Below are 24,093 nucleotides of genomic sequence, written 5' to 3' on the forward strand. Positions count from 1 at the left end.
GGAAATAGACCGGGGGTGACGGGTGTTCAACACCCTTTGCCGGAGCCCGGATCGCTACTCTTCGATGCGGGTTCGCCCCAGCAGTCGCCTTTCCACCGCCGCTCGACGAGAAGAACGAGGTCCCGATGGCCGCAAACCTCTCCGACCAGGCCAAGGCCCTGATCGACGACAAGAGCTTCGCCGTGATCACCACCCTGCAGCCGGACGGCAGTCCGCAGTCGTCGGTGGTCTGGGTGAAGCGCGACGGTGAGGACATCCTGTTCTCCACCGTCGAGGGGCGCCGCAAGCACCTCAACCTGCTGAAGGACCCGCGGGTCTCGCTGCTGGTCAACCCGCCGGAGAACCCGTACACCTACCTCGAGGTCCGCGGCGAGGTCACGCTGACCCGGGAGGGCGGCCGGGAGCTGATCGACGAGCTGTCGCTGAAGTACCGGGGCGAGGCGACGTACGGCTTCGACGGCCCGGACGACGTGCGGGTGGTCGTGCGGCTCACCCCGCGGAAGGTCGTCGGCTCGATCTGAGCCCGGCGGCAGTGGAGGGGGTGTCCCCGGGGCGGTCCCTCGGGGGCACCACCCGGACGTCACCCGGCGGAAAAGCATCCGCCGCGGTCTTGACATTTCGGAATGTCGCGAGGCACCCCCTGCTGCCCACTACGCTTGACGCTGTGAGCATTCGCCTGTACGACACCAGCACCCGCCAGGTACGCGACTTCGTCCCGCTTGTACCGGGTTGTGTCTCGATCTACCTGTGCGGCGCTACCGTCCAGTCGGCGCCACACATCGGGCACATCCGGTCCTACCTCAACTTCGACGTGATGCAGCGGTGGTTCGCCTACCGCGGCTACCAGGTGACCTTCGCCCGGAACGTCACCGACATCGACGACAAGATCATCGCCAAGGAGCGCGAGCTCGGCACGCCGTGGTGGCAGATCGCCTACGAGAACGAGCGTGCCTTCAACGACGGTTACGACGCGCTGGGCTGCCTGCGCCCGACCGTCGAGCCGCGGGCCACCGGGCACATCCCCGAGATGGTCGAGATGATGCGCGGACTCATCGAGAAGGGCCACGCCTACGCGGCGGAGGGCAACGTCTACTTCGACGTGAAGTCCTACCCCGACTACCTCGCGCTCTCCAACCAGAAGCTGGAGAACCTCCAGCAGCCCAGCGGCGAGGGCGAGACCGGCAAGCGCGACCCGCGCGACTTCGCGATGTGGAAGGCGGCCAAGCCGGGCGAGCCCAGCTGGGACACCCCGTGGGGCAGAGGCCGTCCGGGCTGGCACCTGGAGTGCTCGGCGATGGCCCACAAGTACCTGGGCGAGGCCTTCGACATCCACGGCGGCGGCCTCGACCTGATCTTCCCGCACCACGAGAACGAGATCGCCCAGTCCAAGGCCTTCGGCGACGCGTTCGCCGGCTTCTGGGTGCACAACGCCTGGGTCACCATGGCCGGCGAGAAGATGAGCAAGTCGCTCGGCAACTCGGTGCTGGTCTCCGAGATGGTCCGCCGCTGGCGGCCGATCGTGCTCCGCTACTACCTCTCCGCCCCGCACTACCGCTCGATGATCGAGTACAGCGAGGAGTCGCTGCGCGAGGCCGAGGCGGGATTCGGCCGCATCGAGGGCTTCATCCAGCGCGCCGTGGAGCGCTGCGGCACGGTCGACGCGGCGCCCGAGGTGCCGCCGGCCTTCGCCGAGGCGATGGACGACGACCTGGGCGTGCCGCAGGCGCTCGCGGTCGTGCACACCGCCGTCCGCCAGGGCAACAGCGCCCTCACCGCGGACGACAAGGAGAACGCGGTGGCGCGATTGGCCGAGGTCCGTGCGATGCTCGGAGTACTGGGACTCGACCCGCTCGACCCGCGGTGGGCCGGGACGGAGCGCGGCGAGGACCTGCACGGCGTCGTCGACTCGCTGGTCCACCTGGTCCTGGAGCAGCGCCAGGCGGCCAGGGCCCGCAAGGACTTCGCGACCGCGGACGCCATCCGCGACCAGCTCGGCCTGGCCGGGCTGGCGATCGAGGACACCCCGTCCGGCCCGCGCTGGACGATCAACAGCCAGTAACCCCCGGGTGACCGAGGGGTGAGCGGTGGGCCGTACCGGACCGGTGCGGCCCTCCCGCATGACGGAACGCATGCCGTCGACCGCACCGGCCCGAGCCGGCGCGGCCGGCCATGCCGGACAGACAGACAGGAAGTACAGCCATGGCCGGCAACAGCCAGCGCAGGAACCGCCGCAACCCCGGGTCGAAGAAGGGCGCGAGTGTCGGTACCGGCGGCCACAGCCGGAAGGCACTGCAGGGCAAGGGCCCGACGCCGCCCGGCGCGGAGCGCAAGGGGCACCCGAAGCAGCGGGCCGCCAACGCCGCGATCAAGCGCGAGCGGGACGCCAAGGCCCGCGCCGGCATGCGCCGGTCCGGTGCCGGCGGCCGGGGCGGCCGCGGCGGCGCCGGCTCCGCCGAGCTGGTCTTCGGCCGCAACTCGGTGGTCGAGGCCCTGCAGGGCGACGTGCCGGCCAACGCGCTGTACGTCCAGCAGTTCATCGACACCGACGACCGGGTCCGCGACGCCTTCCAGGCCGCCAACGACCGCGGCATCCCGCTGATGGAGGCCCCGCGCCCGCAGCTGGACCAGATGACCGGCGGGATGAACCACCAGGGCCTGGTGCTCCAGGTCCCGCCGTACGAGTACGCCCACCCCGACGACCTGCTGGACGGGGCCGCGGACTCCGGCGACGACGCGCTGATCGTGGCGCTGGACGGGGTGACCGACTCCCGCAACCTGGGCGCCGTGGTCCGCTCCGCCGCCGCCTTCGGCGCGCACGGCGTGGTGATCCCGGAGCGCCGGGCGGCCGGTATGACCGCCGGTGCCTGGAAGACCTCCTCGGGCGCCGCGGCCCGGCTGCCCGTCGCCCGCGCCACCAACCTCACCCGCGCCCTGGAGGCGTACCAGAAGGCCGGTCTGACCGTGGTCGGCCTGGCCGCCGACGGCGAGGCCGAGATCGGCGACCTGGAGGTGCTGACCGGGCCGGTGGTGATCGTCGCGGGCAGCGAGGGCAAGGGCCTGTCCCGGCTCGTTGCGGAGACCTGCGACGTGCTGGTGCGGATCCCGATGTCCGGGCTCACCGAGTCGCTGAACGCCGGTGTCGCGGCGGGCGTCGTCCTGTACGAGGCGGCCCGGCTGCGCCGCAAGGTCGGCTGACCCACCCCCGGGTCCGGCCGGCGGTAGCCGCACACGGCGGGTGCTCGGCGCAAGGCGTTCTCCGGAACCGCCCACCGTCCGCCCGCAATCAATGGAAAGCGATCGGATCCGCCCGGATCCGATCGCTTTTCTCATGATCACTTCAAGGGGACTCCCGATATCCACTCGGGAGAGTGTCCTAACCGGGTGTCACCCGGTTAGACGGGCGTGGACACCAGAACACCTCGGCGCCCGCTCCTGGGCGGTGGCAGCACCGGGATAGAAGCGGGCCCCGGCCTCAACACCGTCAAGGTGCCGTCGGACCCGGCACGCCTCAGCAGCACCCAGGCGAGCTTCCGGCTCCGGCTCGGCACCCCGGTGGCGCCGCTGATCGACGCCCCGGCCGGACTGCTGTCCACCGGCGCCGCTTTCGGCGACCCGTACGGCAGCCAGGGCCTGATCCGCCGCCCGTCGGTCACCCCGCAGGTGGTCGTCCCCGTCGGCGACGTGTCGGCGCTCGCCGGGGCGCCACCGCGCCGCAAGGGGCGGGTCACCGCGGTCACCTGGACCGGCGAGGCGCGGCCGGACGACGTCGCGGCCACCCGGCTGCTGGAGGCCGTCCGGCTGGGCGGCGTCCCGGCCGGGGTCGGCGGCCGCGGCGGCGGCCGCTCCGGCGGCTCGCCGGCGGACGCGGACACCCTGCTGGTCCCGCCGTACGGCGGCGCCCGGACGGTGCCGCGCCAGCCGCGCGAGGGCGACGGCACCGCCACCGAGGGCGGCGTCGGACCGGTCGGCGCGCCGCAGGGCTGGACGCCCAGCGGTGAGCTGCCCGAGGTCTCGGCCGCCGGGGCCGAGGGCAAGCAGCCCTGGTACCCCGGCCGCCGGGTGGACCTCGGTCTGGTGCTGCTGCCGCTGCGCGCGGTGCTCGGCTCGCTCTCCGTCTACGCCGGGTTCAGCAAGCTCTGCGACCCGGTGTACTTCGACGGCGGCGAGCGCGGCTCGATGATGCGCTGGCTGTCCTCGCTGCACCCCTGGAAGGTCGCCGAGCCGCTGCTGGCCTTCGCGATGGCGCACCCGGTCGGCTCCGGTCTGGTGGTGTCGTTCACCGAGATCGTGGTCGGCGTGCTCACCCTGCTCGGGCTCTGGCAGCGGCTCGCGGCCGGGGCGGCGATGGCGCTGTCCGCCGTGCTGCTGTTCACGGTGAGCTGGCGGGCCGTGCCGGTGTACGACACGCCCGACCTGATCTTCCTGGCCGCGTGGAGCCCGCTGCTGATCGCCGGGGCGCCGTTCGCCTCGCTGGACGGGCGGCTCAACCTGGAGGCCTGGCGGCGGTACGGCGCGGGCGCGCCGGCCGCGCTGCGCCGCCGGGTGCTGCGGCGCGGCGCCGTGGTCACCGCGGCCGTGGTCGGTCTGACGCTGCTGCTCGGCTCGATGCTGGGCGGAGCGGTCCGCACCGGCGCCCGGCCGCACCCGGCGCCGTCCCGGCCCGCCACCGATTTCGGCACACCGGTCTGGCCGAGCGGCGGACCGTCGGTGACCCCCGGCGGCAGGACCCCGGCCGGATCGGTACCCTCGCCGGCCCCGTCCCGGCCGGCCGCGCCGAGTGCCGCGGCCACCACCGCCGCGCCGTCCGGCACGCCGTCCTCGCCGAAGGCGGCCCCGGCCACCCCGAGCGGCAAGGCGAAGTCCTCGGCGAAGCCGGAGACCGGCACGGCCCCGCCGGCCGCTCCGGCGGCCTCCGCGCCGCCGGCCGCGCCCGCCCCGGCCGGGTCGACACCCGCGCAGCGCGCCACGCCCGCGGCCCCGGCGGCCGGGACCGGGACGGCGCCGAAGCCGGCCCCGAGCACCGGGACCGGCGGTACCCCGAGCGGGTCCGGCGCCTCCCCGGGCGGTTCGGGACTGCTGGGCGGGGTGCTGGGCAGCGCGCCGCTGGCCGAGCTGTCCGGCGGCGGCGCCCGCGGCTCCCGTCCGGAGCCGGCCACGGCGACCTGACGGGCGGGCCGGGGGAACCGGCCCGGGAACGGCGACCGGCCGGGTGCTCCGTGGGGGAGTACCCGGCCGGTCGCCGTCGTGCGTGGAGCGGTTCGGCGGAGCGCGTCGGGGCAGCGCGTCGGCGCGGCGCGTCGGGGCGCTCCGCCCGGGCCCGCCCTACTGCGGGGCGCGGCCGGCGCCCCCGGCGAGCTCCTTGGCGGCCTCGGTGAGGTCCTTCGCGGTGTCGATGGCCCGCCAGTAGACGCCCTGCGGCAGTTGGTAGCCGGCCAGCCGCTTGCTGCGGGCCAGCTGCGGGAAGGTGGTCCGCTCGTGGTCGCCCACGTCCGGCAGCAGCTCGGCGAAGTCCGGGCCGAAGACGTAGAGGCCGGCGTTGATGAGGAACGGCGAGGGCGGGGCCTCGATGAAGTCGAGGACGTTGCCGAACTGGTCGGTCTCCACCGCGCCCCACGGGATCCGCGGCCGGGCCAGCGCGAGCGTCGCGACGGCGTCCCGCTCGTGGTGGAAGGCGGCCATGTCGCGCAGGCTGAACCTGGTCCAGATGTCGCCGTTGGTGGCGTACCAGGGTTCGTCGGGGCGGGGCAGCGCCTTGGCGGCGTACTTGAGGCCGCCGCCCCGGCCGAGCGGCTCGGCCTCGACCACCGTGCGGACCCGCAGCGGCAGTTCGGCCCGGTCGAGCCAGTCCTCCAGCACGTCGGCCAGGTGGCCGCAGGAGATGACCGCGTCGGTGACGCCCTCGGCGGCCAGCCAGGCGAGCTGGTGGCCCAGGATCGGGATGCCCGTGCCCGGGATCTCGACCAGCGGCTTGGGGCGGTCGTCCGTGTAGGGGCGCAGCCGGGAGCCCTGGCCGCCGGCCAGGATGACGGCCTGGGTCACCGGCACCGGGCCGATGGCGGGAGCGGGCTGGGGAGCGGCCGTGGGGCCGGAGTCAGCGGTCATGGCTGAACAATAGGCGTGCCGGGCCGGGCGGGAGGTCCGCCCGGTGCGTCCGGCCGTGCCCGCGGCCCGGTGGCGGTCCCGCCACCGGGCCTGCCCGGACTCGCTGCCCTTGCCCTTGCCCCGGTCCTGCCCAGGTCCTGCGCCGGTCCGCCGTCGTGCCCCGGCCCCGGTGGGCACCGGACGGACGACGGCCGGGCTTCCCGGGTGGCTGCCGGGGGCTCCCGGTCCGGTCAGCCCGCCGCGCCGGCGGCGAACGAGCCGTCGCAGACCGCGCGGGCGAAGGTCCGGGCCCGCTGGACGTCGCCCTGGTACTTGCGCACCGCCGCCTTGCCGAGCTCGGTGGCGAGCGAGCTGCAGTAGGGGGTCAGCGCGGGCTGCTCGCGCATCGCGCGCTCCAGCAGGTCGAGCGCGCTGCCCGGGTTGTGGGCCCGCAGCTCGTCCATGAGCGCGACGCGCAGCGCGTCCTGCGGGGCGAGCCCGTCGGACGTCGTGGCGGTGGTGGCGGTCCGGCCGATCCCCGCGCCGTCCCCGCTGGACGCCGCCACGACCTGCTGGTCCAGCGACGTGGGCGGGGCCCACGGGACCCTGGTCACGGCGAGGGTGCCGGTGGTCACCAGGACGACGGGCAGGGTGAGGGCGACGGTCTGGCCGATGCGGCGAACTAGCTGCTTCACGCACAGGAGAGTAGCGGTGGGTAGGGCCCGGATCGCCCTCCGTTACACCATCGAGTGACACGGTGTCCTGGTTCGTCCCGTCACCGGGTTGACGCCGTCGTCCGTCGGAGTGGCCCGGAGCGGCGGGAGCCCCGCCGGACCGGGTGACGGTCGGACGGGGCTCCGTGCCGCGGGCGGTGGCCCGCCGTGGCTCAGCTGGAGAGGCGGGCGCCGGTGCTGCTGGAGAACACGTGGGTCTCGTTGGCGACGGGCACGACGTGGATCGTCTCGCCGCGGGCCGGGATCTGGCGGCCGTGCACGCGGACGACCAGGTCCTTGTCCTCGCCGCCGATCTTGGTGGTGCCGTAGACGAAGCCGTCCGAGCCGAGCTCCTCGACCACGTTGACGGTGACCGCGACGCCCTCGATGCCGCCGCCGGGGACGATCTCGAAGTGCTCGGGACGGATGCCCACGGTCACGTTCTTGTCGGAGCCGGCGCCGGCCAGGTCCTCGCGGGAGATGTTGACGACCGAGCCGCCGAACTTCACGCCGCCGTCCACCAGCGGCACCTCGACCAGGTTCATCGCGGGCGAGCCGATGAAGCCGGCCACGAAGAGGTTGGACGGCCGGTCGTACATGTTGCGCGGGGTGTCGACCTGCTGCAGGACGCCGCCCTTGAGGACCGCGACGCGGTCGCCCATGGTGAGCGCCTCGGTCTGGTCGTGGGTCACGTAGACGGTGGTGATGCCCAGGCGGCGCTGCAGGCCGGCGATCTGGGTGCGGGTCGAGACGCGGAGCTTGGCGTCCAGGTTGGACAGCGGCTCGTCCATCAGGAAGACCTGGGGCTCGCGGACGATCGCGCGGCCCATCGCGACACGCTGGCGCTGGCCGCCGGAGAGCGCCTTCGGCTTGCGGTCCAGGTAGTCGGTGAGGTCGAGGATCTTGGCGGCCTCTTCGACCTTGGTGCGGATCTCGGACTTGTTGACGCCCGCGATCTTGAGCGCGAAGCCCATGTTCTCCGCGACGGTCATGTGCGGGTACAGCGCGTAGTTCTGGAACACCATCGCGATGTCCCGGTCCTTCGGCGGCAGGTGGGTCACGTCGCGGTCGCCGATGCGGATGGCGCCGCTGTTGACGTCCTCGAGCCCGGCCAGCATGCGGAGGCTGGTGGACTTGCCGCAACCGGAGGGGCCGACCAGGACGAGGAACTCGCCGTGCTCGATCTGCAGGTCCAGGGCGTCGACCGAGGGGGTGGTCGCCCCGGGGTAGACACGGGTCGCCTGGTCGAACGTCACAGAAGCCATGGCTGAACTCTCCTTCACCGGCAGGAACGTGCCGGACGATCCGAGTAAAGGGTGGGGGACTGCATTCGGCCGGTTCCCAGGGGTGGTCTGAACCTCTGTACGAATCCGGCTCCGGGCGACGCTACCTGCGTGTACGCCGCTTGTCAGCCCCTCGACGGCCGGATTTCGGCATCGGTTCCATCACGCCCGCCCCGCCCGCCCCGGCCCTCGGCTCACCACCGACCCCTGGCCGCCCGAGCCCGGATATCCCCACACCGCCCGCTCCACGCCCGGTAGACTGCCCCCGGTGCCGCCGTGATCCGTCGCGGACGGTCACCATGCCTCCTTAGCTCAGCTGGCCAGAGCACCGCTCTTGTAAAGCGTAGGTCGTCGGTTCGAATCCGACAGGGGGCTCCGGCGCGAGTGTGGCGAAGCCCCGGACCGGTCCCCGGTTCGGGGCTTCGCCGTCTCCGGCGCGCGCTCGTCGGTCGGTGGGTACCGCCCTTCTCGCTCTGCGGACACCACTGCCCGGGTTGTCGGAGCGGTCTGGCAGGATCCGAGCTGTCGTCAAGATCGTTCGGAGGGGAACCTGTGCGTAGTACACGTACCGTCGGTGCTGCTGTCCTTGCTGTTTCGGCCCTCGGCGGGCTGCCGCTGGCGGCACCCGCCCATGCCGAGTCGTCGTTGCAGCCGAATCTGACGGTCAACGTCTTCCGTCCCGGGTACGCGGAGGCGGACCGGCCGCTCCGGGCGGTCGCGAGCACGGGCGGGCCCGCCGAGAGCGCCGATCCGGTCGTCGCCAACACGCTCGACTTCGGCGACGGCACGGTCGTGAACGCGGCCGAGGCGCCCCAGTCCTCGTACTCCCACGACTACGCCCGGGCCGGCACGTACACGGTGACCCGTACGATCACGGACGACAAGGGCCGTACGGGCACGGTCTCGCGCTCCGTCACCGTCGGCAGCAGCTATGTGCCGCTGTACTACCCCACGAGGTACCTCGACACCCGCACCGGTCAGGGCGCTCCGGTCGGCCAGCTCGGCCCGCGCGGCGTGCTGAAGCTCCAGGTCACCGGTGTCAACGGTGTCACCGGGGTACCGACCGACCGCCCCGTCACCGCGGTGATGCTCAACCTGACGGTCACCAATGCCACCGAGCCCACGCACGTCACCGCCTTCGCGGGTGGGGAGGTGCCGACGGCGTCCAACGTGAACGCCGTGCCGGGCCGGGACGTCGCGAACGCCGTACTGGTGCCGCTGGCCGAGGACGGCAGCGTCTCGTTCTACAACAATGCCGGGGAGGCCGACCTGGTGGTCGACATCCTGGGCTACTACACCCCCGAACCGAGGAGCGCCTCGGTGCGGCTGGGCACGACCCGGAACGCCGTCCGTGTCCTCGACACCCGCACCGGGACCGGCGGTCACCCCCGGCCGCTGGCGGCGGGCGAGCTGATGACCACCAAGGTGCACGGTCCGGGGCTCCTCCCCACCGACGCCCGGATCGCGGTCGTCAACCTCACTGCCACCGAGGGCACCGCGAGCAGCTACATCACGGTCGCGCCGGCCAATGCCCACCCGACGACGTCCAGCCTCAACTTCGCCGTGGGGCAGACCGTCGCCAACCACCTGTCCGCACCGGTCAACGCCAACGGCACCATCACGTACTACAACCACGTCGGCGAGGTGAACCTGCTGACCGACATCCAGGGCTACTACGCGAGCGCCATTTCGAACGCCGACGTCAAGCCGGTCGTCGTCACCGCGCCGACCCGGGTGGTGGACACCCGGGTCTCCCACGGGGCGCTGGGGGAGCGGGAGACCCTCAAGGTGAAGGTCAAGGGCGTGGGCGGTGTGCCCGACGGCGTCTCGGCGGTCATGGTCAACCTGACCGCGACCAACGCCACCCAGGACAGCTGGCTGAAGGTCTCCATGCCGGGCAGTGACTGGACCGACGCCTCGAACGTCAATGTCACCCCCGGTGCCACCGTGCCCAACGTCGCGCTGGTGCCGGTGGATTCCGAAGGCTTCATCGAGGTGTACAACAACGCGGGATCGACGGATGTGGTCGTCGACCTCCAGGGCTACACGGCGTAGTGACCCCGAGCCCGGCGGCCCGCCCGGGCGCGCCGAGGCGCAGTGGGAGCCCCGAACCGGCCGCCGGTTCGGGGCTCTTCGCGTTCCGGGTGCCGGTCGGCGGCCGGAGCCGGCCGGTGCCGTCAGCGCTGCCGGAGCCGGCGCAGGGTGTGGCCGGGGGCGTGGGTGGTGAACAGCTCGGCGGCGCGGCGGTAGGAGAGGCGGGCGCGGCCGGTGTGGGGGCAGCGGTCGGCGGCGGGGGTGGTGGCCGGGGCGCGGCGGTCGGTGAGGAGGAGCGGGCCGGTGGGGCGGCCGGCGAGGTGGAGCGGGAGCAGCCGGGCGGTGCCGGCCTGCCAGGTCAGGGGCGGGGCCGGGGGGCGGGTGCGGCGCTGCGGGAGGTCGAGGTCGTCGACGTCCAGGGCGAGCACGGTCTCGACGGGCGCGCCGCTCTCGTGGAGGAGGTGCCAGAGGAGCTGCTCGCGGAGCGGGACGCGCAGGGCGAACAGGGCGCGCAGCTGCTCGGCGGTGAGCGGGCCGGGGCCGTGCTCGGGGCCAGGCAGCGGGCGGGGGCGCAGGCCCTCGGCGGGGTCGGTGCGGATCCAGCCCTGGGCGCGCCACCAGCTGACGGCGGCGCGCAGGGTGGAGAGCTCGCGGTTGAGGGTGCGCGGGTCGGTGCCGGTGGAGCGGCGGGCGACGGCGGTCCGTAGCCGGCCGGCGCAGTCGGGGTGGTCGAGCAGCGCGAGCGGGAGGACGGGCGGCTCGGCCCGGCGGCGGTCGGGGCCGGCCGGGGCGGGCCGGTCGGCGAGGGCCCAGGCCCAGGTGTCGAGGGCGATCCGGTAGATCCGGCGGGAGCCGGCGCCGAGCCCGGAGGCGGCCAGGTAGCGGTCGACGGCGACCGCGTACTCGACGGGTGGGAGTTGGGGCATCGGATGCTCGCTTTCCGCAGTAAAACGAAGCGGTGAAGGTGGGTCGATGGTAGCTCTCAGGCGCAGTAAACAGCAGGTGGAGAAGGATTTTTGGGGGTTTTACCGCGGCACCGGACGGCTGGGCGAAAATTGATGGGTACCGGCTCAAGTTTTCGCTCGGAAAGTCTTGTCCGGCAGTCCTGCCGCGACCAGACTTGCCGCCCATGGCAGTGGATGCGGGAATCCGCCGCACGGGCCGGTCGGCCGTGCTGGGCGAACGCGACTTCAGGTGGTTCTTCGTCGGCTACGCGACCTCGCTGGTCGGCTCCTCCATGGCGCCCGTGGCGGTGGCCTTCGCGGTGCTCGGCAGCGGGGGCGGCGGGACGGAGCTGGGCTGGGTGATGGCCGCCCGGATCCTGCCGATCGTGCTGGTGATGCTGTTCGGCGGGGTGGTGGCCGACCGGCTGGGCAGCCGCCGGGTGATGCTCGCCGCCGACGTGCTGCGCTGCGCGGTGCAGGGTGCCTTCGCGGTGCTGCTGCTCACCGGGCACGCGCGGCTCTGGGCGATGGTGGCGCTGGTCGCCGTCTGGGGCCTGGGCGAGGGGGTGTTCCTGCCCTCGCTGGGTGCGCTGGTGCCCGCGCTGGTCCGTGACGAGGAGCGGCGGCCGGACGCCAACACCTTGCTGGGGCTGGCGCGTTCGGTGTCGACGGTGGCCGGCCCGGCGCTCGCGGGCGTGATCACGGCGGGATACGGGCCGGGGGCGGTGCTGGCGATCGACGCGGTGACGTACGGGGTCGGCGCGCTCGCGCTGGCCCGGCTGTCCGTCGCTCCGCCGGGCGCAGCGGGGAAGGCGGGGAAGGCAGGGAAGGCGGGGAAGGCGGGGAAAGCGGGGAGGGAGGCCGGGGCGGCCGACCGCGAGCACTCGACGGTCGCCGATCTCCGCAACGGCTGGAGCGCGTTCCGTTCCCGGCGCTGGCTCTGGGTGACCACCGTGCAGATGGGGCTGTTCAACCTGCTGGTCTGGGCGCCCTTCCTGGTGCTCGGCCCGCTCACCGCGCAGCGGGAGCTGGGCGGCGCGCGGGCCTGGGGCCTGGTGATGGGCGTGTACGGGGTCGGGGCGGTGCTGGCCGGGCTGCTGATGCTCGGGCGCCGGCCCGGGCGGCCGCTGGCGGTGGCGACGGTGGCGACCCTCGGCTGGGCGCTGCCCTCGGCCTCGCTCGCGGCGGGGCTGCCGCTGGGCTGGACGGTCGCGGCGGCGCTGGTGGCGGGGGCCGGTTCGGCGGTCTGCGGCTCGCTGTACGAGTCCACGATGCAGCGCTGGGTGCCGGCCGAGGTGCTGGCGCGGGTGACGGCGTTCGGTGGGCTGGGCGCCTTCGTACTGGGGCCGCTGGGTCTGGCGGCGGCCGGCCCGCTGGCCGACCGGGTGGGGGCGGCCGCCGTGCTGGCCTTCGGCGCGGGGTGGCAGCTGCTGGCCGCGGCGGTGGTGCTGGGGGTGCGCGCCGTGCGCTGCCGGGGCTGGGACGGGGAGCCGGGGGCGGACGCGGGGCCGGTGGAGAGGGTCCGGTCGGCGGCGGGTGCCGGGTGAGGCGGGCGGTCGTACCGTGGGTGGTGCGGGGGCGAACGGAGGAGGCAGACCATGCCCGGTTCTCTCACCATCGGCCACCACGAGGCGGCCGCGTCGCTGGACCACACGGACGCCGTGCGGCTCGCGACCGTGCTGGACGAGCTCGCGTACCTGCTGGAGATCCCGGGGCCGAACCGGATCAACGACGCCCAGGTCGCCGCGCTGTGCGAGGGGATGCCCGCCGACCGGGCCGAGCTCGCGAACTGGTCGCGGACGGTCGCCGCGGAGCTGAAGGGGCGGCGCTCCTGACCGCCGCCGCGCCGGGGCGTCCGCCCGGTCCGCCGTACGATGACGCGCGGGCCGGGTGGCCGGCGCGGCGGACAGCAGGGGGGAAGACGTGGCGGGGAGTACGGCGACGCCGTTGTCCTGGTTGACGGTGGAGACGCCGCTGCCGAGCGGGCCGCTGCACATCGGGGTCACCGCGCGGGGCGTGGCGGCGGTCGGCTACCTCGGGCGGGAGGGCGAACTGCCCCGCTGCACCGACGAGTCGAAGATCGCCGCGGTCACCGGCCGGGTCGGCGAGTACCTGGCGGGCCGGCGGCGGGAGCTGGAGCTGCCGATCGACTGGAGCCTGAGCACCGGCCCGCACCGGGAGGTGCTGCGGACCCTGTTCCACGGGGTGCCGTACGGGCGGACCATCACCTACGGCGAACTGGCCTCCCGTAGCGGGGTGTTCGCCGGGGTCGAGGAGCCCGGCCTGGCGGCCAGGACGGTCGGGCAGATGATGGCCGCCAATCCCGTCGCGCTGCTGGTGCCCTGCCACCGGGTGGTGGCGGCGGACGGGATCGGCGGTTTCGGCGGCGGCCGGGTCGGGATCGACGTCAAGCGCTGGCTGCTGACCCTGGAAGGGGTGCTGGAGCCGACGCTCGACTGGAACGGGCCGCTGTAGCCGGATCGGTGACGACTGGTCAGTGCACCAGCTCGCCGGCCGGCCGCCCGGCCGGGACGAACGGCGGCAGCCGGCGCGGCAGGACCGGCTGGATGCCGGACACCAGGGTGTACTCGATGCCCGTCGGATCCCCGGTCCAGTCGGTGTCCGGGCGTTCGCCGAGCGCCAACTGCACCGCGTTCCAGGGGAGGTTGAGCCCGCACAGGCGCAGCTGGTGCAGTCCGCCGGAGGGGCGGGTGTTGACGTCGATGACCACCGGCTCCCCGTGCAGGTGCCGGAACTGCACATTGGAGAGGTAGGACATGCCGGTGGCCTCGACCACCCGGCGGGCCGGTTCGAGGTACCGCGGCTCGGTGGTGAAACTGCGGCGGCGGTGGTGCTTGCTGCGGCCGACGCCGGCCAGAAGGGTGCCGTCCAGGTCGGCGAGGCAGTCCACGGACACCTCGGGGCCGTCGAGGTAGGGCATGACCAGCAGGTCGGCGAGGGTGCCGGGGGTCTCGCCGGCCGCCCGGTCGAGCGCGGCGGCCACCTGGTCCACCTGGACGCGGCTGTCCCAGCCGGCCAGCCGGTGGAGTCCGAAGGCCTCGCGGGTGAGCACCCGGAAGCCCTCCCCGCCGGCGCCGGAGGCGGGCTTGAGACAGGCGGTGAGACCGGCCGCCTCGATCAGGTCGACGGCGCCGACCAGCTCCTCGGCGGTGCGCACCAGCCACCAGGGCGGGGTGGGAAGTCCGGCGGCGGCGATCGCCGCGTAGCCGTCGGCCTTGCTGTCGAAGGCGGCGATCGCGGTGGCCGGCGGGCAGGCGAGGGCGGTGCCGACGGCCTCGAACTCGTGCCGGTGCAGCGATATCGCGAGCTGGTGCAGCCGGGGCACGAACACGTCGACGCGGTGGCGGGCGCAGTGGTCGAGGGCGTAGGCGACGTAGGCGTCGGGGGTGAGGTCGGCGGGTTCCAGGCCGGCGGTGTCGGCGGCGGCGAGCACGGGGGAGTCGGGATCGACGTGGGTCGCGTGGACCCGGACCGCGCGGGGGGCGGCGTGCAGCTGTTCGATGAAGAACACGTTCTCGGCGTACGTGCGGTTGAGCCAGACGGTGACGGGGGCGCTCAAGGGGGCTCCCAGGGCAGGGGTGAACGAGGAGAAGGGCGCTGGTTCGGCCGCATTCGTCCTGGCTCCGTGGCCCTTTGAGGTGGCACCTTAGCGGTCTGTCGAACGGGCCCGAACGCGGGGTGGCTCCGTCGAGGGTCCGCCGCGGGCCGACCCGGAGGGCGAACCGGACCGTCCCGTTCCAGAAATGATTGGATCACTTGATCGATTCAATATCGATCAGACATTCTATTCGTACTATTTTTTCGGTTATTCCGACCACTCGAAAGAGTGATTGCGGCCGCCCTCCGAATGGGCCCACCATGATTGTTGCAAGTTGCAAGGCGACACTTCATCGGGTACGGGTACGCGAAGGGCTCCCTATGTCGACCGAAACCAACGTCGGTATTCCTGCACCGGGCGGTGAAGCGCAGACCCGCGACCAGCAGAGTCTCGCGACCGCGGCCGCGCGCAACCTGGCGACGACGACCAAGTCCGCGCCGCAGATGCAGGAGATCAGCCCCCGTTGGCTGCTCAGGACGCTGCCCTGGGTCCAGGTCTCGGGCGGCACCTACCGGGTCAACCGCCGGCTGCGCCACGCCGTCGGCCGCGGCCGGGTGAGTTTCGACCGCACGGGCAGCCAGGCCCGGATCCTGCCCCAGACCCTGCGCGAGGTGCCGGTCCTGCGGGGCTTCCCGGACGACGCGGTGCTGGAGGAGCTGGCCGGGCGCTTCGTCCAACGCGAGTTCTCCGCGGGTGAGGTCCTGGTCGCCGCCGGAGCGCCGATCGACGAGGTCTTCATCATCGCGTACGGCAAGCTCAACCGGTTGGGAACGGGCAAGTACGGCGAGGAGACCGTGGTCGGCACCCTGGCCGACGGCGACCACCTCGGCGACGAGGCGGTCCGGCAGGAGGGCGGCGACTGGTCGTACACCGTCCGGGCGGCCACCGCCGGCACCGTGCTGTCGCTGCGCTGGGCCGACTTCCAGCAGCTCGTCGACCGCTCCGACGCCCTCCAGCTGCAGATCATGGAGTACCTGGAAGGCTTCCAGCAGCCGCAGAACAAGCACGGCGAGGCCGCGATCGGCCTCTCGGCCGGCCACCACGGCGAGTACGAACTCCCCACCGCCTTCGTGGACTACGAGCTCAGGCCGCGCGAGTACGAGCTCAGCGTCGCCCAGACGGTGCTCAAGGTGCACTCCCGGGTCGCCGACCTCTACAACCAGCCGATGAACCAGACCGAGCACCAGCTCCGGCTGACCGTCGAGGCGCTGCGCGAGCGCCAGGAGCACGAGCTGATCAACAACCCGGAGTTCGGCCTGCTCCGGAACGCCGACCACGAGCAGCGGATCCAGACCCACTCCGGCCCGCCCACCCCGGACGACATGGACGAGCTGCTGAGCCGCCGCCGGGGCACCAAGCTCTTCCTGGCCCACCCGAGGGCCATCGCCGCCATCGGCCGCGAGTGGAACCGGCGCGGCCTGTACCCGGACACCGTCGAGCTGCAGGGCCGACAGGTCCTCGGCTGGCGCGGAGTTCCGCTCCTCCCGTGCAACAAGATCCCGATCGTCAACGGCAGCACCACCTCGGTCCTCGCGATGCGCACCGGCGAGCAGAACCAGGGTGTCATCGGTCTGCACCAGACCGGAATTCCGGATGAAGTCGAGCCGAGCCTTTCGGTGCGATTCATGGGAATCGACGAGAAGGCCATCATTTCCTATCTGGTGAGCGCCTACTACTCGGCCGCGATCCTGGTGCCGGACGCCGTCGGCGTGCTCGAGAACGTCGACATCGCCCACCGCCAGGACTGACCGGGGCGGCCGGGATCGCGTCGTCCGACCGGCCGGGGGCACCCCCGGCCGGTCGGCACCCCTGACGATCCCCGCCCGCCGCAGGGCCCGTCCGCCACCGGGCCGGCCCGTCGTACCACCAAGGGGGAGGACCCATGGGAATGTTCACGCTGGAGCGCGACCATCGTGAGGGGCACGAGGCGCGGGACGTCCTCGCGCGCACCCGCACCCTGGTCGACCCGGTACTGCGGGCCGCCGTGGACTCGCTGCCCGGCACCATGCGCCGGGTGGCCGGCTACCACTTCGGCTGGTGGGAGGCGGACGGCTCGCCGTCGGCCGCACCCTCCGGGAAGGCCATCCGGCCCGCCCTGGTGCTCGCCGCCACCCAGGCCCTCGGCGGGGACCCGGCCAAGGCCACCGCCGCCGCGGCCGCCGTCGAGCTGGTGCACAACTTCACGCTGCTGCACGACGACATCATCGACCGGGACGAGACCAGGCGGCACCGCCCCACCGCCTGGCTGGTGTTCGGCACCACCGAGGCGATCCTGGCCGGCGACGCGATGCACTCGCTGGCCCTGCGCCTGCTGGCGGAGGACGGCCACGCGGTGGCGGGCGACGCCGTCCGCCGGCTGGCCGACTGCGTGGTGGAGCTGTGCGAGGGCCAGCAGATCGACTGCGCCTTCGAGCAGCGCAGCGACGTCTCGCTGACCGAGTGCCTGGCGATGGCCGAGGCCAAGACCGGCGCCCTGCTCGGCGCCGCCTGCGCGATGGGCGCCCGCTACGGGGGCGGCTCCGCGGAGGCCGCGCAGGCGCTGGACGGCTTCGGCCGGGAGATCGGTCTGGCCTTCCAGCTGATCGACGACCTGATCGGCATCTGGGGGGACCCGGAGGTCACCGGCAAGCCGGTCGGCGCGGACCTCCTGGTCCGCAAGAAGTCGCTGCCGGTGGTCGCCGCGCTCCGCTCCGGGACGCCCGACGGGGACCGGCTGGCGGAGCTGTACGCGCTGGAACGGCAGCTGACCGCCGAGGAGTTGGCGAGCTGCGCGGCCGCCGTCGAGGGTGCGGGCGGGCGGGCCTGGGCCCAGGGCGAGTCCTGCGAGCGGATGGCGGCGGCGATGTCCCAACTGGCGCTCGCGGTGCCCGAGCCCTCGGCGGCCGACGAACTGCTCGCGCTCGCCGAGCTGGTCACCCGCCGGACGCACTGAGGCCGGGCATCGCCGCCGGGGGAGCGGGCGCCCCGCTCTCCCCGGGGCTGTGACGCACCGGCTCGTGACGCCGGGCCCGTGACACCGGGCTCGTGACGCCGGGGCCGTGGCGCGCCGGGCCCGGGACGCCGGGACGCGGGCCGGAGCCGTGGCGCCGAGGTCCGGGCCCGCCGCCGTCAGGCCGACGCCTCCAGCAGCCGCCGTTCCTTCGCCGGCTCGATGCCGTGCGTGATCCGGCCGCGCTTGCGCCCGTCCGGCTCGGTGTCCTCGGCCGGTCCGCGCCGGTGCAGCCAGTCCCAGGTGTCCCGGGCGGTCTCGGCGAAGGGCCGGCAGCGCAGTCCGGCCGCCTCCGCCCGCCCGGTGTCGACCCGCCAGGTCCCCGCCGACTCGGCTCCCTCGGGCAGCCAGAGCGGTAGTTCGCTCCACGGCTGGACGCTGTCCGGTCCCTCCTTCAGCAACCGCTCGTCCGGGACCCAGACCAGCTCGACGTCCGGGCCGCCGGCCACCGCCGCGCACCCCGCCAGGAACTCCCCGTAGGTGAGCAGGTCGGGCGGCGCTGTGGTGAGGAAGCTCCCGGTGGTGCCCGCCGTCAGCAGGTCCAGCCCGAAGGCCGCGAAGTCCCGGACGTCGATCAGCTGCATCGGCCGGCCCGGCTCGCCCGGCGCCAGGACCCGGCCGCCCCGGGCCATCCGCTCCAGCCACCAGGGCAGCCGGCCGCCCTGCTCGTACGGGCCGATCAGCAGGCCGCTGTTGAGGACCAGCGAGCGCCCGGCACCGAAGTACTCCAGCACGGCGCGCTCGCACCCGGCCTTGAGCGCGGCGCCGAACTCCTGCCCGGGCGGGGTGTCGGCGGGGCAGGGGTGCAGCGGCGAGGTCTCGTCGACGGCCCGGGCCGGCCAGTCGGCGAAGGCGTGGACGGAGGAGATCAGCGTGTAGTGGCCGGCGCGGTCGCGCAGCAGCCGGGCCGTGGCGGCGGCCTGGGCGGGCTGCTGGGCCGAGGTGTCGACCACGGCGTCCCAGTGCCGGCCCTCGACCAGCCGCGCCAGGTCCTCGGCCGAGTCGCGGTCGCCGCGGACGGCCTCGACGCCGGGCAGGTCGGCGGCCGTGCGGCCGCGGTTGAAGGTGGTGACCCGGTGGCCCCGGTCCAGGGCCTCGGAGGCGAACGCCCGACCCAGGAAGGAGGAGCCGCCGAGCAGAAGGATCTTCATACCGGCAAGACTGTCCCGGTCGATCGCTCCGCATACCCCCGTTCGCCCTGGGCGGAGGCCCGCCCTCCGGACACCCCGCCCTCCCGCCTGTCGCCCCGGACCCGGCGCCGCGTCCGGCCCCTCCGCCCCGTCCGGCCCCTCCGCCCCGTCCGTGCACCTCCGCACCCGCCCACCCCGGCCGCCCCGACCGCCCGCCACCGGGATGCCGCCCCCCGGAGACCCGCATAGCATCCGCTTTGTACCCGTATCCACGCCATGCCCGATGCAGGGGAGAGCGGCACCATGGTCAACCCGGCACTCGTGGACCCGGACACCGTCCGCGCGACCGCCGCCCGGGCCTGGATCCGCGGTTGGCCGATGCTGCAGAACTACCGCACCCTCTTCACCCAGGTGCTGGACGACGCGGACCCCCGCCATGTCGGCGGCTTCGGCGTCTTCCGGCACTACCCGCACCCGTTCACCCCGGCCGACACGGATGTCGTCACCCCCAACAACGACACCCCGTACTCCTGGGCCTGGCTCGACCTGCGGACCGAGCCGTGGGTGCTCTCGGTGCCCGCGACGGACCGCTACTACGTCCTGCCGGTGCACGAGCTGGACACCGTCTACGCCGGGTTCGTGGGCTCCCGGAGCACCGGACCGGAGGCCGCCGACCACCTGGTGGCCGGCCCGGACTGGCACGGCGAGCCGCCGCCCGGCATCAGCAGCGTGATCCGCGCCGCGACCCGGCTGGTCGGCATCGTCGGCCGCACCCGGTCCGACGGCGCCGCGCCCGACGCCGTCCGGGAGCTCGAGGCGATCCAGCGGGCCTACCGGCTGCGCCCGCTGCACGAGTACACCGGCGCCCCGGAGCCCGAGCCGGCCCCGCAACCGGTCTGGCCGGTCTGGCGCGAAGAGGCGCTGGACACCGTCGAGTTCTTCTCCTACCTCGACTTCCTGCTCGGCTTCTTCCCGGTGCTGCCCGCCGAGACCGAACTGCGCGGCCGGCTGACCGACCTCGGCGTCGACGGCCGGGGCGAGTTCGAACCGGCCGTCCTGCCCCTCGCGGTCCGCGCCGAGATCGAACGCGGCATCGCCGACGGCAAGGCCGAACTCGCCCGCGCCGCCGCCCGCACCGAGTCCTCGGTCGGGCTCTTCGGCACCCGCGACCGGATCGGCACCCGGTACCTGGACCAGGCCGTCGGCGCGCTCACCGGCCTGTACGGGCTGCCCGTCGAGGAGGCCTGGTACGGCGCCTGGCAGGCGGACAGCGAGGGGGAACGGCCGCCCGACGCGAGCCGGCACGGCCATCTGCTGCGGTTCCCGCCGGACGGGCTGCCGCCGGCCCGCTACTTCTGGTCCGTCACCGTGTACTCGCTGCCCGGCCGCCGACTGGTCGACAACGCCCTGGACCGCTACGCGATCGGCGACCGGACCCCCGGCCTGGTCCGCGACCCGGACGGCGGTCTGACCCTGTACCTGTGCCACGAACGGCCCGCCGACCCGGACCGGGCCGCCAACTGGCTGCCCGTGCCCGACGGCCCGTTCACCGCGGTACTGCGCGTCTACGGCCCGGACGAGGCGGTGCTCGACGGCCGCTGGACACCGCCCCCGCTCGACCCGTGCTGACCCGAGGGCCGCCGCAGGGCCCGGGAAGGACGCCCCCATGACCCAGCCCGAGCTGGAGGCGATGGCCGCCGACGCCTATGTCTACGGCTATCCGCTGGTGGCCGGCCTCACCATGCTCGACCGCTTCGTCAACGGCGGTACGGGCGTCCTGCCGCCCGCCCCGTTCAACCGCTTCGCCCACGCCGCCCGCCCCGCGGGCCCCGAGGACGACCTCGGCCGCGCCAACGTCGACGTCCTCTACTCGGTCGCCCCGCTGGACCTCTCCGAGGGGCCGCAGCTGCTGCGGGTGCCCGAGGCCGGACCGGCCTATTACGTGCTGCAGTTCGTCGACGCGTGGACCGCCAACTTCGCCTACCTCGGCAGCCGCGCCACCGGCACCGCCGCCCAGACCTGGCTGGTCGTCCCGCCCGGGTGGCACGGCACCCCGACCGACCCCGACCGGGTGATCGTCGCACCGACGACCGTCGCCGTCCTCGTCGGCCGGTTCGCCTGCGAAGGCCCGGACGACCTGCCCCGGGTGCGGGCGCTCCAGGCCGGGCTGGTGCTCGAACCGATGGAGCCGGGCGGAATCGCCGCCGGACTGCCGGCCCCGGACCCGGAGGTGCCCGAGCGGCTGGCCTTCTTCGAACGGCTCCGGGTCTGGGCGGCCGCCTTCCCCCCGGCCGGGCCCGACCGGGACTACCAGCAGCGGTTCGCGCCGCTCGGCCTGCTCGACCCCGGGCCGTCGCCGTACCGCGCGGCCGTCCCGGAGTGGACGTTCGCGCTGGCGACCGGCCTCGCCGCCGGACGCGAACGGGTCGAGGACGCCACCCGCCCGCCCGAGGACCACCCGGCCGGCGAATGGCGGGCGGCGCTCCACCTGGTCGACCACAACGTCGACTTCCTCGGCCCGGGCACCCTGGACGGCCCCGAGTGGCGGATCGTGGACCGCCGCGCCGCCTACCTGAGCCGGGCCGCCGCCGCCCGGGCCGGTCTCTGGGGCAGCCACGCCTACGAGGCGCTGTCGGCGGCCACCAGCGAGGACGCCGACGGCCGCCCGCTGGACGGCGCCCACGAGTACTCCCTCCGCTTCCCGCCGGGCGGCCTGCCGCCGGTGGCGGCCTTCTGGTCCCTCACCGTGTACGGCCTGCCCGGCCACCGACTGGTGCCCGACCCGGGCGGCCGGTACGCGATCGGCGACCGGACCCCCGGCCTGGTCCGCGACCCGGACGGCGGTCTGACCCTGCGGCTGTGCCGCGAACGGCCCGCCGACCCGGACCGGGCCGCCAACCGGCTGCCCGTGCCCGACGGCCCGTTCACCGCGGTGCTGCGGCTCTACCGGCCGGGCCCGGCGGCCCTGGACGGGTCGTACCGCCTCCCGCCGCTGCGCCGGCGGTAGGCGGGCGCCGGACGTCCCGCCCCGGGCGGCTGGCGCGGCTCGGTGGCTCAGCACGGCTCGGTGGCTCAGCACGGCTCAGTGCGGCGCGGGGCCGGTGGAGGCGGCCGGTTCGGACGGAGCGGCACTGGCCGGGGCCGGGGACGGGGTCGCCGGTCCGGTCGGGCTCGGTGCGGAGGTCGGTGGCGGCGTGGTCGGTACGGGCGTCGCGGTGGGGGTCGCGCCCCCGGTCGCGCCGCCGGTCGGGGTCGTCGTCGGGGCCGGGGCGGTCGTCGGCGGAGCGGTGGGTGCCGGGGTGCCGGACGGGGCCGGTCCGCCGGTGGGGGCGGGGCTCGGCGCGCCGGTCGGTTCGCCGGTGCCCGGCTCGGACGGGGCCGGGGTGGACCCGCCGCGGTGCTGCGGTCCGCCCTCCAGGGTGACCACGGCCTGCGAGGGCGGCAGCGCGATCCGGGCGGTCCAGCGGGTCGCCGGGGCGAGGTCCTCGTCGACGCTGACGATCACCGTGATCCGCTGCCCGGGCGCGAGCGTCCCGGAGTCGCGGCTGAGCCGCAGCCAGGACGCGTCCACCACGGCGTGCCAGCGGATCTCGGTGCCGCCGGAGTTGGTGAGGGTGAGTACCGTCCGGCTGCCGTAGTCGCCGGCCTCGACGGTCAGCAGACCGGAGGGAGCGGACGCCCCGTTCGGGGAACCGTCCGGGCCGGACGGCACGACCGCCGCCCCGCCGGCGGGGGCCGGTGCCGCGACCAGGGTGGGGCTGGCGAGCGGGGTGGCACCGTGGGCCGGGACCGGAATCAGCGGGCCCTGGATCCCGGGCAGCAACGTTTCTGCACCGAGGGGGCCCGCCCCGGCGAGCTCCATCCCGGCCACCGCCGGTCCGGCGCCCCGGGCCGGTGCCCCGCCGATCCCGCCGCCCCCGCCGGTCCCCCCGTCCGCGCCGATCACGGCGCCGAGCACCGTGCCGTCCACCGGGACGGCCGGAGCGTCCGGGCCCCGGCCCGCCGTACCGTCCGCCGCGCCCCCGGGGCGCCTCCCGCCCGCCGGCCGCCCGTCCTCCTCGACGCGGACCGAGGAGACCGCGGCGGCCGCCCCCGGCCCGCCGCCGCTCCGGTGCCCGGCCCACAGCGCGACCACGGGCGCGGCCAGGACGGCGGCCAGCACCCCGGTGGTCACCACCCGGCGCCGCACCGTGGGCCCGCGTCCGGTGTCCGGCGCGCGGTGGCGGGGGAACCCGCCCTGGTCGAAGCGGAGCCCCGGCTCGGTCACCGGGACGGGCGTGCCCGCCCGCCGCCCGGTCGGCTCCCGGGTGGCCGGCGGCAGGAACACCAGGGTGCCCGCCGGGGAGCCGGACCCGCCCGCCGGGGAGCCGGCCCCGCCGGACCCGCCGGCCGCGGCGCCCGGGCCCCCCGGACCGGACCCCGCCCCGGCCGGCGCGGTGAGCACCGGCAGTCCGGACAGGGCCGGGCCCTGCGGCACCTCGCCCGCGACCCGCTCCGCCGTCCCCCGGCAGGTCGGGCAGTCCACCACGTGCCGCACCAGCTCGCGGCGGAGCGCCGGGCCGAGCACCCAGTCCCGCCAGCTCTCCGCCCCGGCGCCGCCGAGCCGGTCCAGTTCGGGGCAGCTGCCCACGCCCAGCACCAGCAGGGCGGCCCTGGTCCGGTCGACCTCGGCCCGCGCGGAGGCCAGCAGTACCCGGACGGTGTCGAAGGGCTGCCCCAGGACGGCGGCCACCTCGATCGGGCTGAGCCGGTGGCGGACGGCCAGTTCCAGCGCCTCGCGCTGCTCGGGATCGGTGCCGGCCGCCTCGGGCCAGGCCAGTGAGGCCAGCTCGCGCCGCCGCCGGACCGCCTCGGGCCCGCCCTCGCCGTCCCCGCCCGCCCGGTCCCCGGCCGTCCCCGCCGCCCAGCTCCCGCGCGCACGCCCCGCCGCACCCACAGCGCCCACCGCACCCGCGGGGCCCGCCGTACCGGTCTCCGGACCGCCCTGCGGGCCGTCCGCCAGCCGCCGCAGGCAGCAGTACCGGGCCAGCGAGTAGAGCCAGGCCCGGAGCAGCCCGGGCTCGGCCAGCCGGGCGCCGTGCCGCACCGCCAGCTCGCGTACCTCCCGCAGGGCGGCCGCCGCGGCCTCGTGCTCGCACAGCACCGAGAGGCAGTAGGTGAAGAGGCCGTCGACCTGTCGCTCGTACGCCGCGAGGACGGCGTCGCGCGGCCCTTCGGTACTCGTCGTCACCCGTCCGACGGTAGAGACGGCGGCGGCCCGGCCCGGGCCATTCCGCCCGGTTGTACTTCTTTCGGGTAAC

19 protein-coding genes and 1 tRNA gene are annotated in these 24,093 nt (G+C 74.8%); 13 read left to right on the forward strand and 7 right to left on the reverse strand.

Annotation, left to right across the window (positions count from 1 at the left end):
- Positions 1–125: 125 nt before the first annotated feature.
- The 4 genes from BLU95_RS22075 to BLU95_RS22090 all read left to right on the forward strand — a co-directional run bounded on the left by BLU95_RS22075 (position 126) and on the right by BLU95_RS22090 (position 5,166).
- The gene (locus BLU95_RS22075; protein ID WP_093861549.1) at positions 126–521 is read left to right on the forward strand and encodes a PPOX class F420-dependent oxidoreductase; all 396 of its coding nucleotides are present in this window, start codon (positions 126–128) and stop codon (positions 519–521) included.
- Between the two features lie 143 nt (positions 522–664).
- On the forward strand, positions 665–2,059 hold the full coding sequence (gene cysS / locus BLU95_RS22080; protein WP_093861550.1) for a cysteine--tRNA ligase: 1,395 nt from the start codon (positions 665–667) through the stop codon (positions 2,057–2,059).
- Between the two features lie 140 nt (positions 2,060–2,199).
- Positions 2,200–3,195: a 23S rRNA (guanosine(2251)-2'-O)-methyltransferase RlmB gene (gene rlmB, locus BLU95_RS22085; protein ID WP_093861551.1), complete on the forward strand. Its 996-nt coding sequence runs from the start codon at positions 2,200–2,202 to the stop codon at positions 3,193–3,195.
- A gap of 207 nt (positions 3,196–3,402) precedes the next feature.
- Positions 3,403–5,166 (forward strand): DoxX family membrane protein, encoded by a 1,764-nt coding sequence (locus BLU95_RS22090; RefSeq protein WP_093861552.1) that lies wholly within the window; start codon positions 3,403–3,405, stop codon positions 5,164–5,166.
- A gap of 156 nt (positions 5,167–5,322) precedes the next feature.
- Here BLU95_RS22090 and BLU95_RS22095 read toward each other — a convergent pair whose 3' ends face one another.
- The 3 genes from BLU95_RS22095 to BLU95_RS22105 form a co-directional block, all read right to left on the reverse strand.
- Positions 5,323–6,102 carry a nucleotidyltransferase family protein gene (locus BLU95_RS22095; RefSeq protein ID WP_173862103.1) on the reverse strand — a complete coding sequence of 260 codons (780 nt, stop codon included), beginning with the start codon at positions 6,100–6,102 and terminating at the stop codon, positions 5,323–5,325.
- 230 nt (positions 6,103–6,332) lie between these two features.
- A complete protein-coding gene (locus BLU95_RS22100; RefSeq protein WP_093861553.1) occupies positions 6,333–6,776 on the reverse strand; it encodes a hypothetical protein in 444 nt (147 codons plus the stop codon).
- Positions 6,777–6,967: 191 nt separating this feature from the next.
- On the reverse strand, positions 6,968–8,059 hold the full coding sequence (locus tag BLU95_RS22105) for an ABC transporter ATP-binding protein (RefSeq protein ID WP_093861554.1): 1,092 nt from the start codon (positions 8,057–8,059) through the stop codon (positions 6,968–6,970).
- Between the two features lie 319 nt (positions 8,060–8,378).
- Between BLU95_RS22105 and BLU95_RS22110 the strand changes: the two genes are divergently transcribed.
- Together BLU95_RS22110 and BLU95_RS22115 are read left to right on the forward strand one after the other, a co-directional pair.
- Positions 8,379–8,452: transfer RNA gene (locus BLU95_RS22110), tRNA-Thr, on the forward strand.
- A gap of 177 nt (positions 8,453–8,629) precedes the next feature.
- The gene (locus BLU95_RS22115; RefSeq protein WP_159424971.1) at positions 8,630–10,132 is read left to right on the forward strand and encodes a PKD domain-containing protein; all 1,503 of its coding nucleotides are present in this window, start codon (positions 8,630–8,632) and stop codon (positions 10,130–10,132) included.
- Positions 10,133–10,254: 122 nt separating this feature from the next.
- Here the strand turns inward: BLU95_RS22115 and BLU95_RS22120 are convergent, their stop codons facing one another.
- Positions 10,255–11,037 carry a site-specific integrase gene (locus BLU95_RS22120; RefSeq protein ID WP_093861556.1) on the reverse strand — a complete coding sequence of 261 codons (783 nt, stop codon included), beginning with the start codon at positions 11,035–11,037 and terminating at the stop codon, positions 10,255–10,257.
- A gap of 203 nt (positions 11,038–11,240) precedes the next feature.
- Between BLU95_RS22120 and BLU95_RS22125 the strand changes: the two genes are divergently transcribed.
- The 3 genes from BLU95_RS22125 (at position 11,241) to BLU95_RS22135 (ending at position 13,530) form a co-directional block, all read left to right on the forward strand.
- Complete coding sequence (locus BLU95_RS22125) at positions 11,241–12,602, forward strand: MFS transporter (RefSeq protein ID WP_093861557.1); 1,362 nt, start codon at positions 11,241–11,243, stop codon at positions 12,600–12,602.
- A gap of 51 nt (positions 12,603–12,653) precedes the next feature.
- Positions 12,654–12,890, forward strand: a complete 237-nt coding sequence (locus BLU95_RS22130; protein WP_093861558.1) for a hypothetical protein — start codon at positions 12,654–12,656, stop codon at positions 12,888–12,890.
- Between the two features lie 88 nt (positions 12,891–12,978).
- Positions 12,979–13,530, forward strand: coding sequence for a methylated-DNA--[protein]-cysteine S-methyltransferase (locus tag BLU95_RS22135; protein WP_231977733.1), 552 nt, complete (start codon positions 12,979–12,981; stop codon positions 13,528–13,530).
- Between the two features lie 19 nt (positions 13,531–13,549).
- On the opposite strand, the gene BLU95_RS22140 is transcribed toward BLU95_RS22135, so the two are convergent.
- Positions 13,550–14,635 carry an ATP-grasp domain-containing protein gene (locus BLU95_RS22140; RefSeq protein WP_093861560.1) on the reverse strand — a complete coding sequence of 362 codons (1,086 nt, stop codon included), beginning with the start codon at positions 14,633–14,635 and terminating at the stop codon, positions 13,550–13,552.
- A gap of 359 nt (positions 14,636–14,994) precedes the next feature.
- On the opposite strand from BLU95_RS22140, the gene BLU95_RS22145 reads away from it, so the two are divergent.
- Both BLU95_RS22145 and BLU95_RS22150 read left to right on the forward strand, forming a co-directional pair.
- Entirely contained in the window at positions 14,995–16,422 is a 1,428-nt protein-coding gene (locus tag BLU95_RS22145; RefSeq protein WP_093861561.1) for a family 2B encapsulin nanocompartment shell protein, read from the forward strand.
- 134 nt (positions 16,423–16,556) lie between these two features.
- Positions 16,557–17,606: a family 2 encapsulin nanocompartment cargo protein polyprenyl transferase gene (locus tag BLU95_RS22150; protein WP_093861562.1), complete on the forward strand. Its 1,050-nt coding sequence runs from the start codon at positions 16,557–16,559 to the stop codon at positions 17,604–17,606.
- Between the two features lie 176 nt (positions 17,607–17,782).
- On the opposite strand, the gene BLU95_RS22155 is transcribed toward BLU95_RS22150, so the two are convergent.
- Complete coding sequence (locus BLU95_RS22155; protein WP_093861563.1) at positions 17,783–18,814, reverse strand: NAD-dependent epimerase/dehydratase family protein; 1,032 nt, start codon at positions 18,812–18,814, stop codon at positions 17,783–17,785.
- 255 nt (positions 18,815–19,069) lie between these two features.
- Here BLU95_RS22155 and BLU95_RS22160 point away from each other — a divergent pair, with 255 nt between their 5' ends.
- Together BLU95_RS22160 and BLU95_RS22165 are read left to right on the forward strand one after the other, a co-directional pair.
- Positions 19,070–20,422 carry a DUF1254 domain-containing protein gene (locus tag BLU95_RS22160; protein ID WP_231977734.1) on the forward strand — a complete coding sequence of 451 codons (1,353 nt, stop codon included), beginning with the start codon at positions 19,070–19,072 and terminating at the stop codon, positions 20,420–20,422.
- A gap of 37 nt (positions 20,423–20,459) precedes the next feature.
- A complete protein-coding gene (locus BLU95_RS22165) occupies positions 20,460–21,800 on the forward strand; it encodes a DUF1254 domain-containing protein (protein WP_093861565.1) in 1,341 nt (446 codons plus the stop codon).
- Between the two features lie 75 nt (positions 21,801–21,875).
- Here the strand turns inward: BLU95_RS22165 and BLU95_RS22170 are convergent, their stop codons facing one another.
- A complete protein-coding gene (locus tag BLU95_RS22170; protein ID WP_093861566.1) occupies positions 21,876–24,023 on the reverse strand; it encodes a BACON domain-containing protein in 2,148 nt (715 codons plus the stop codon).
- Positions 24,024–24,093: the final 70 nt, after the last annotated feature.

It is taken from the genome of Streptomyces sp. TLI_053 (assembly GCF_900105395.1).
Lineage (GTDB): Bacteria > Actinomycetota > Actinomycetes > Streptomycetales > Streptomycetaceae > Kitasatospora.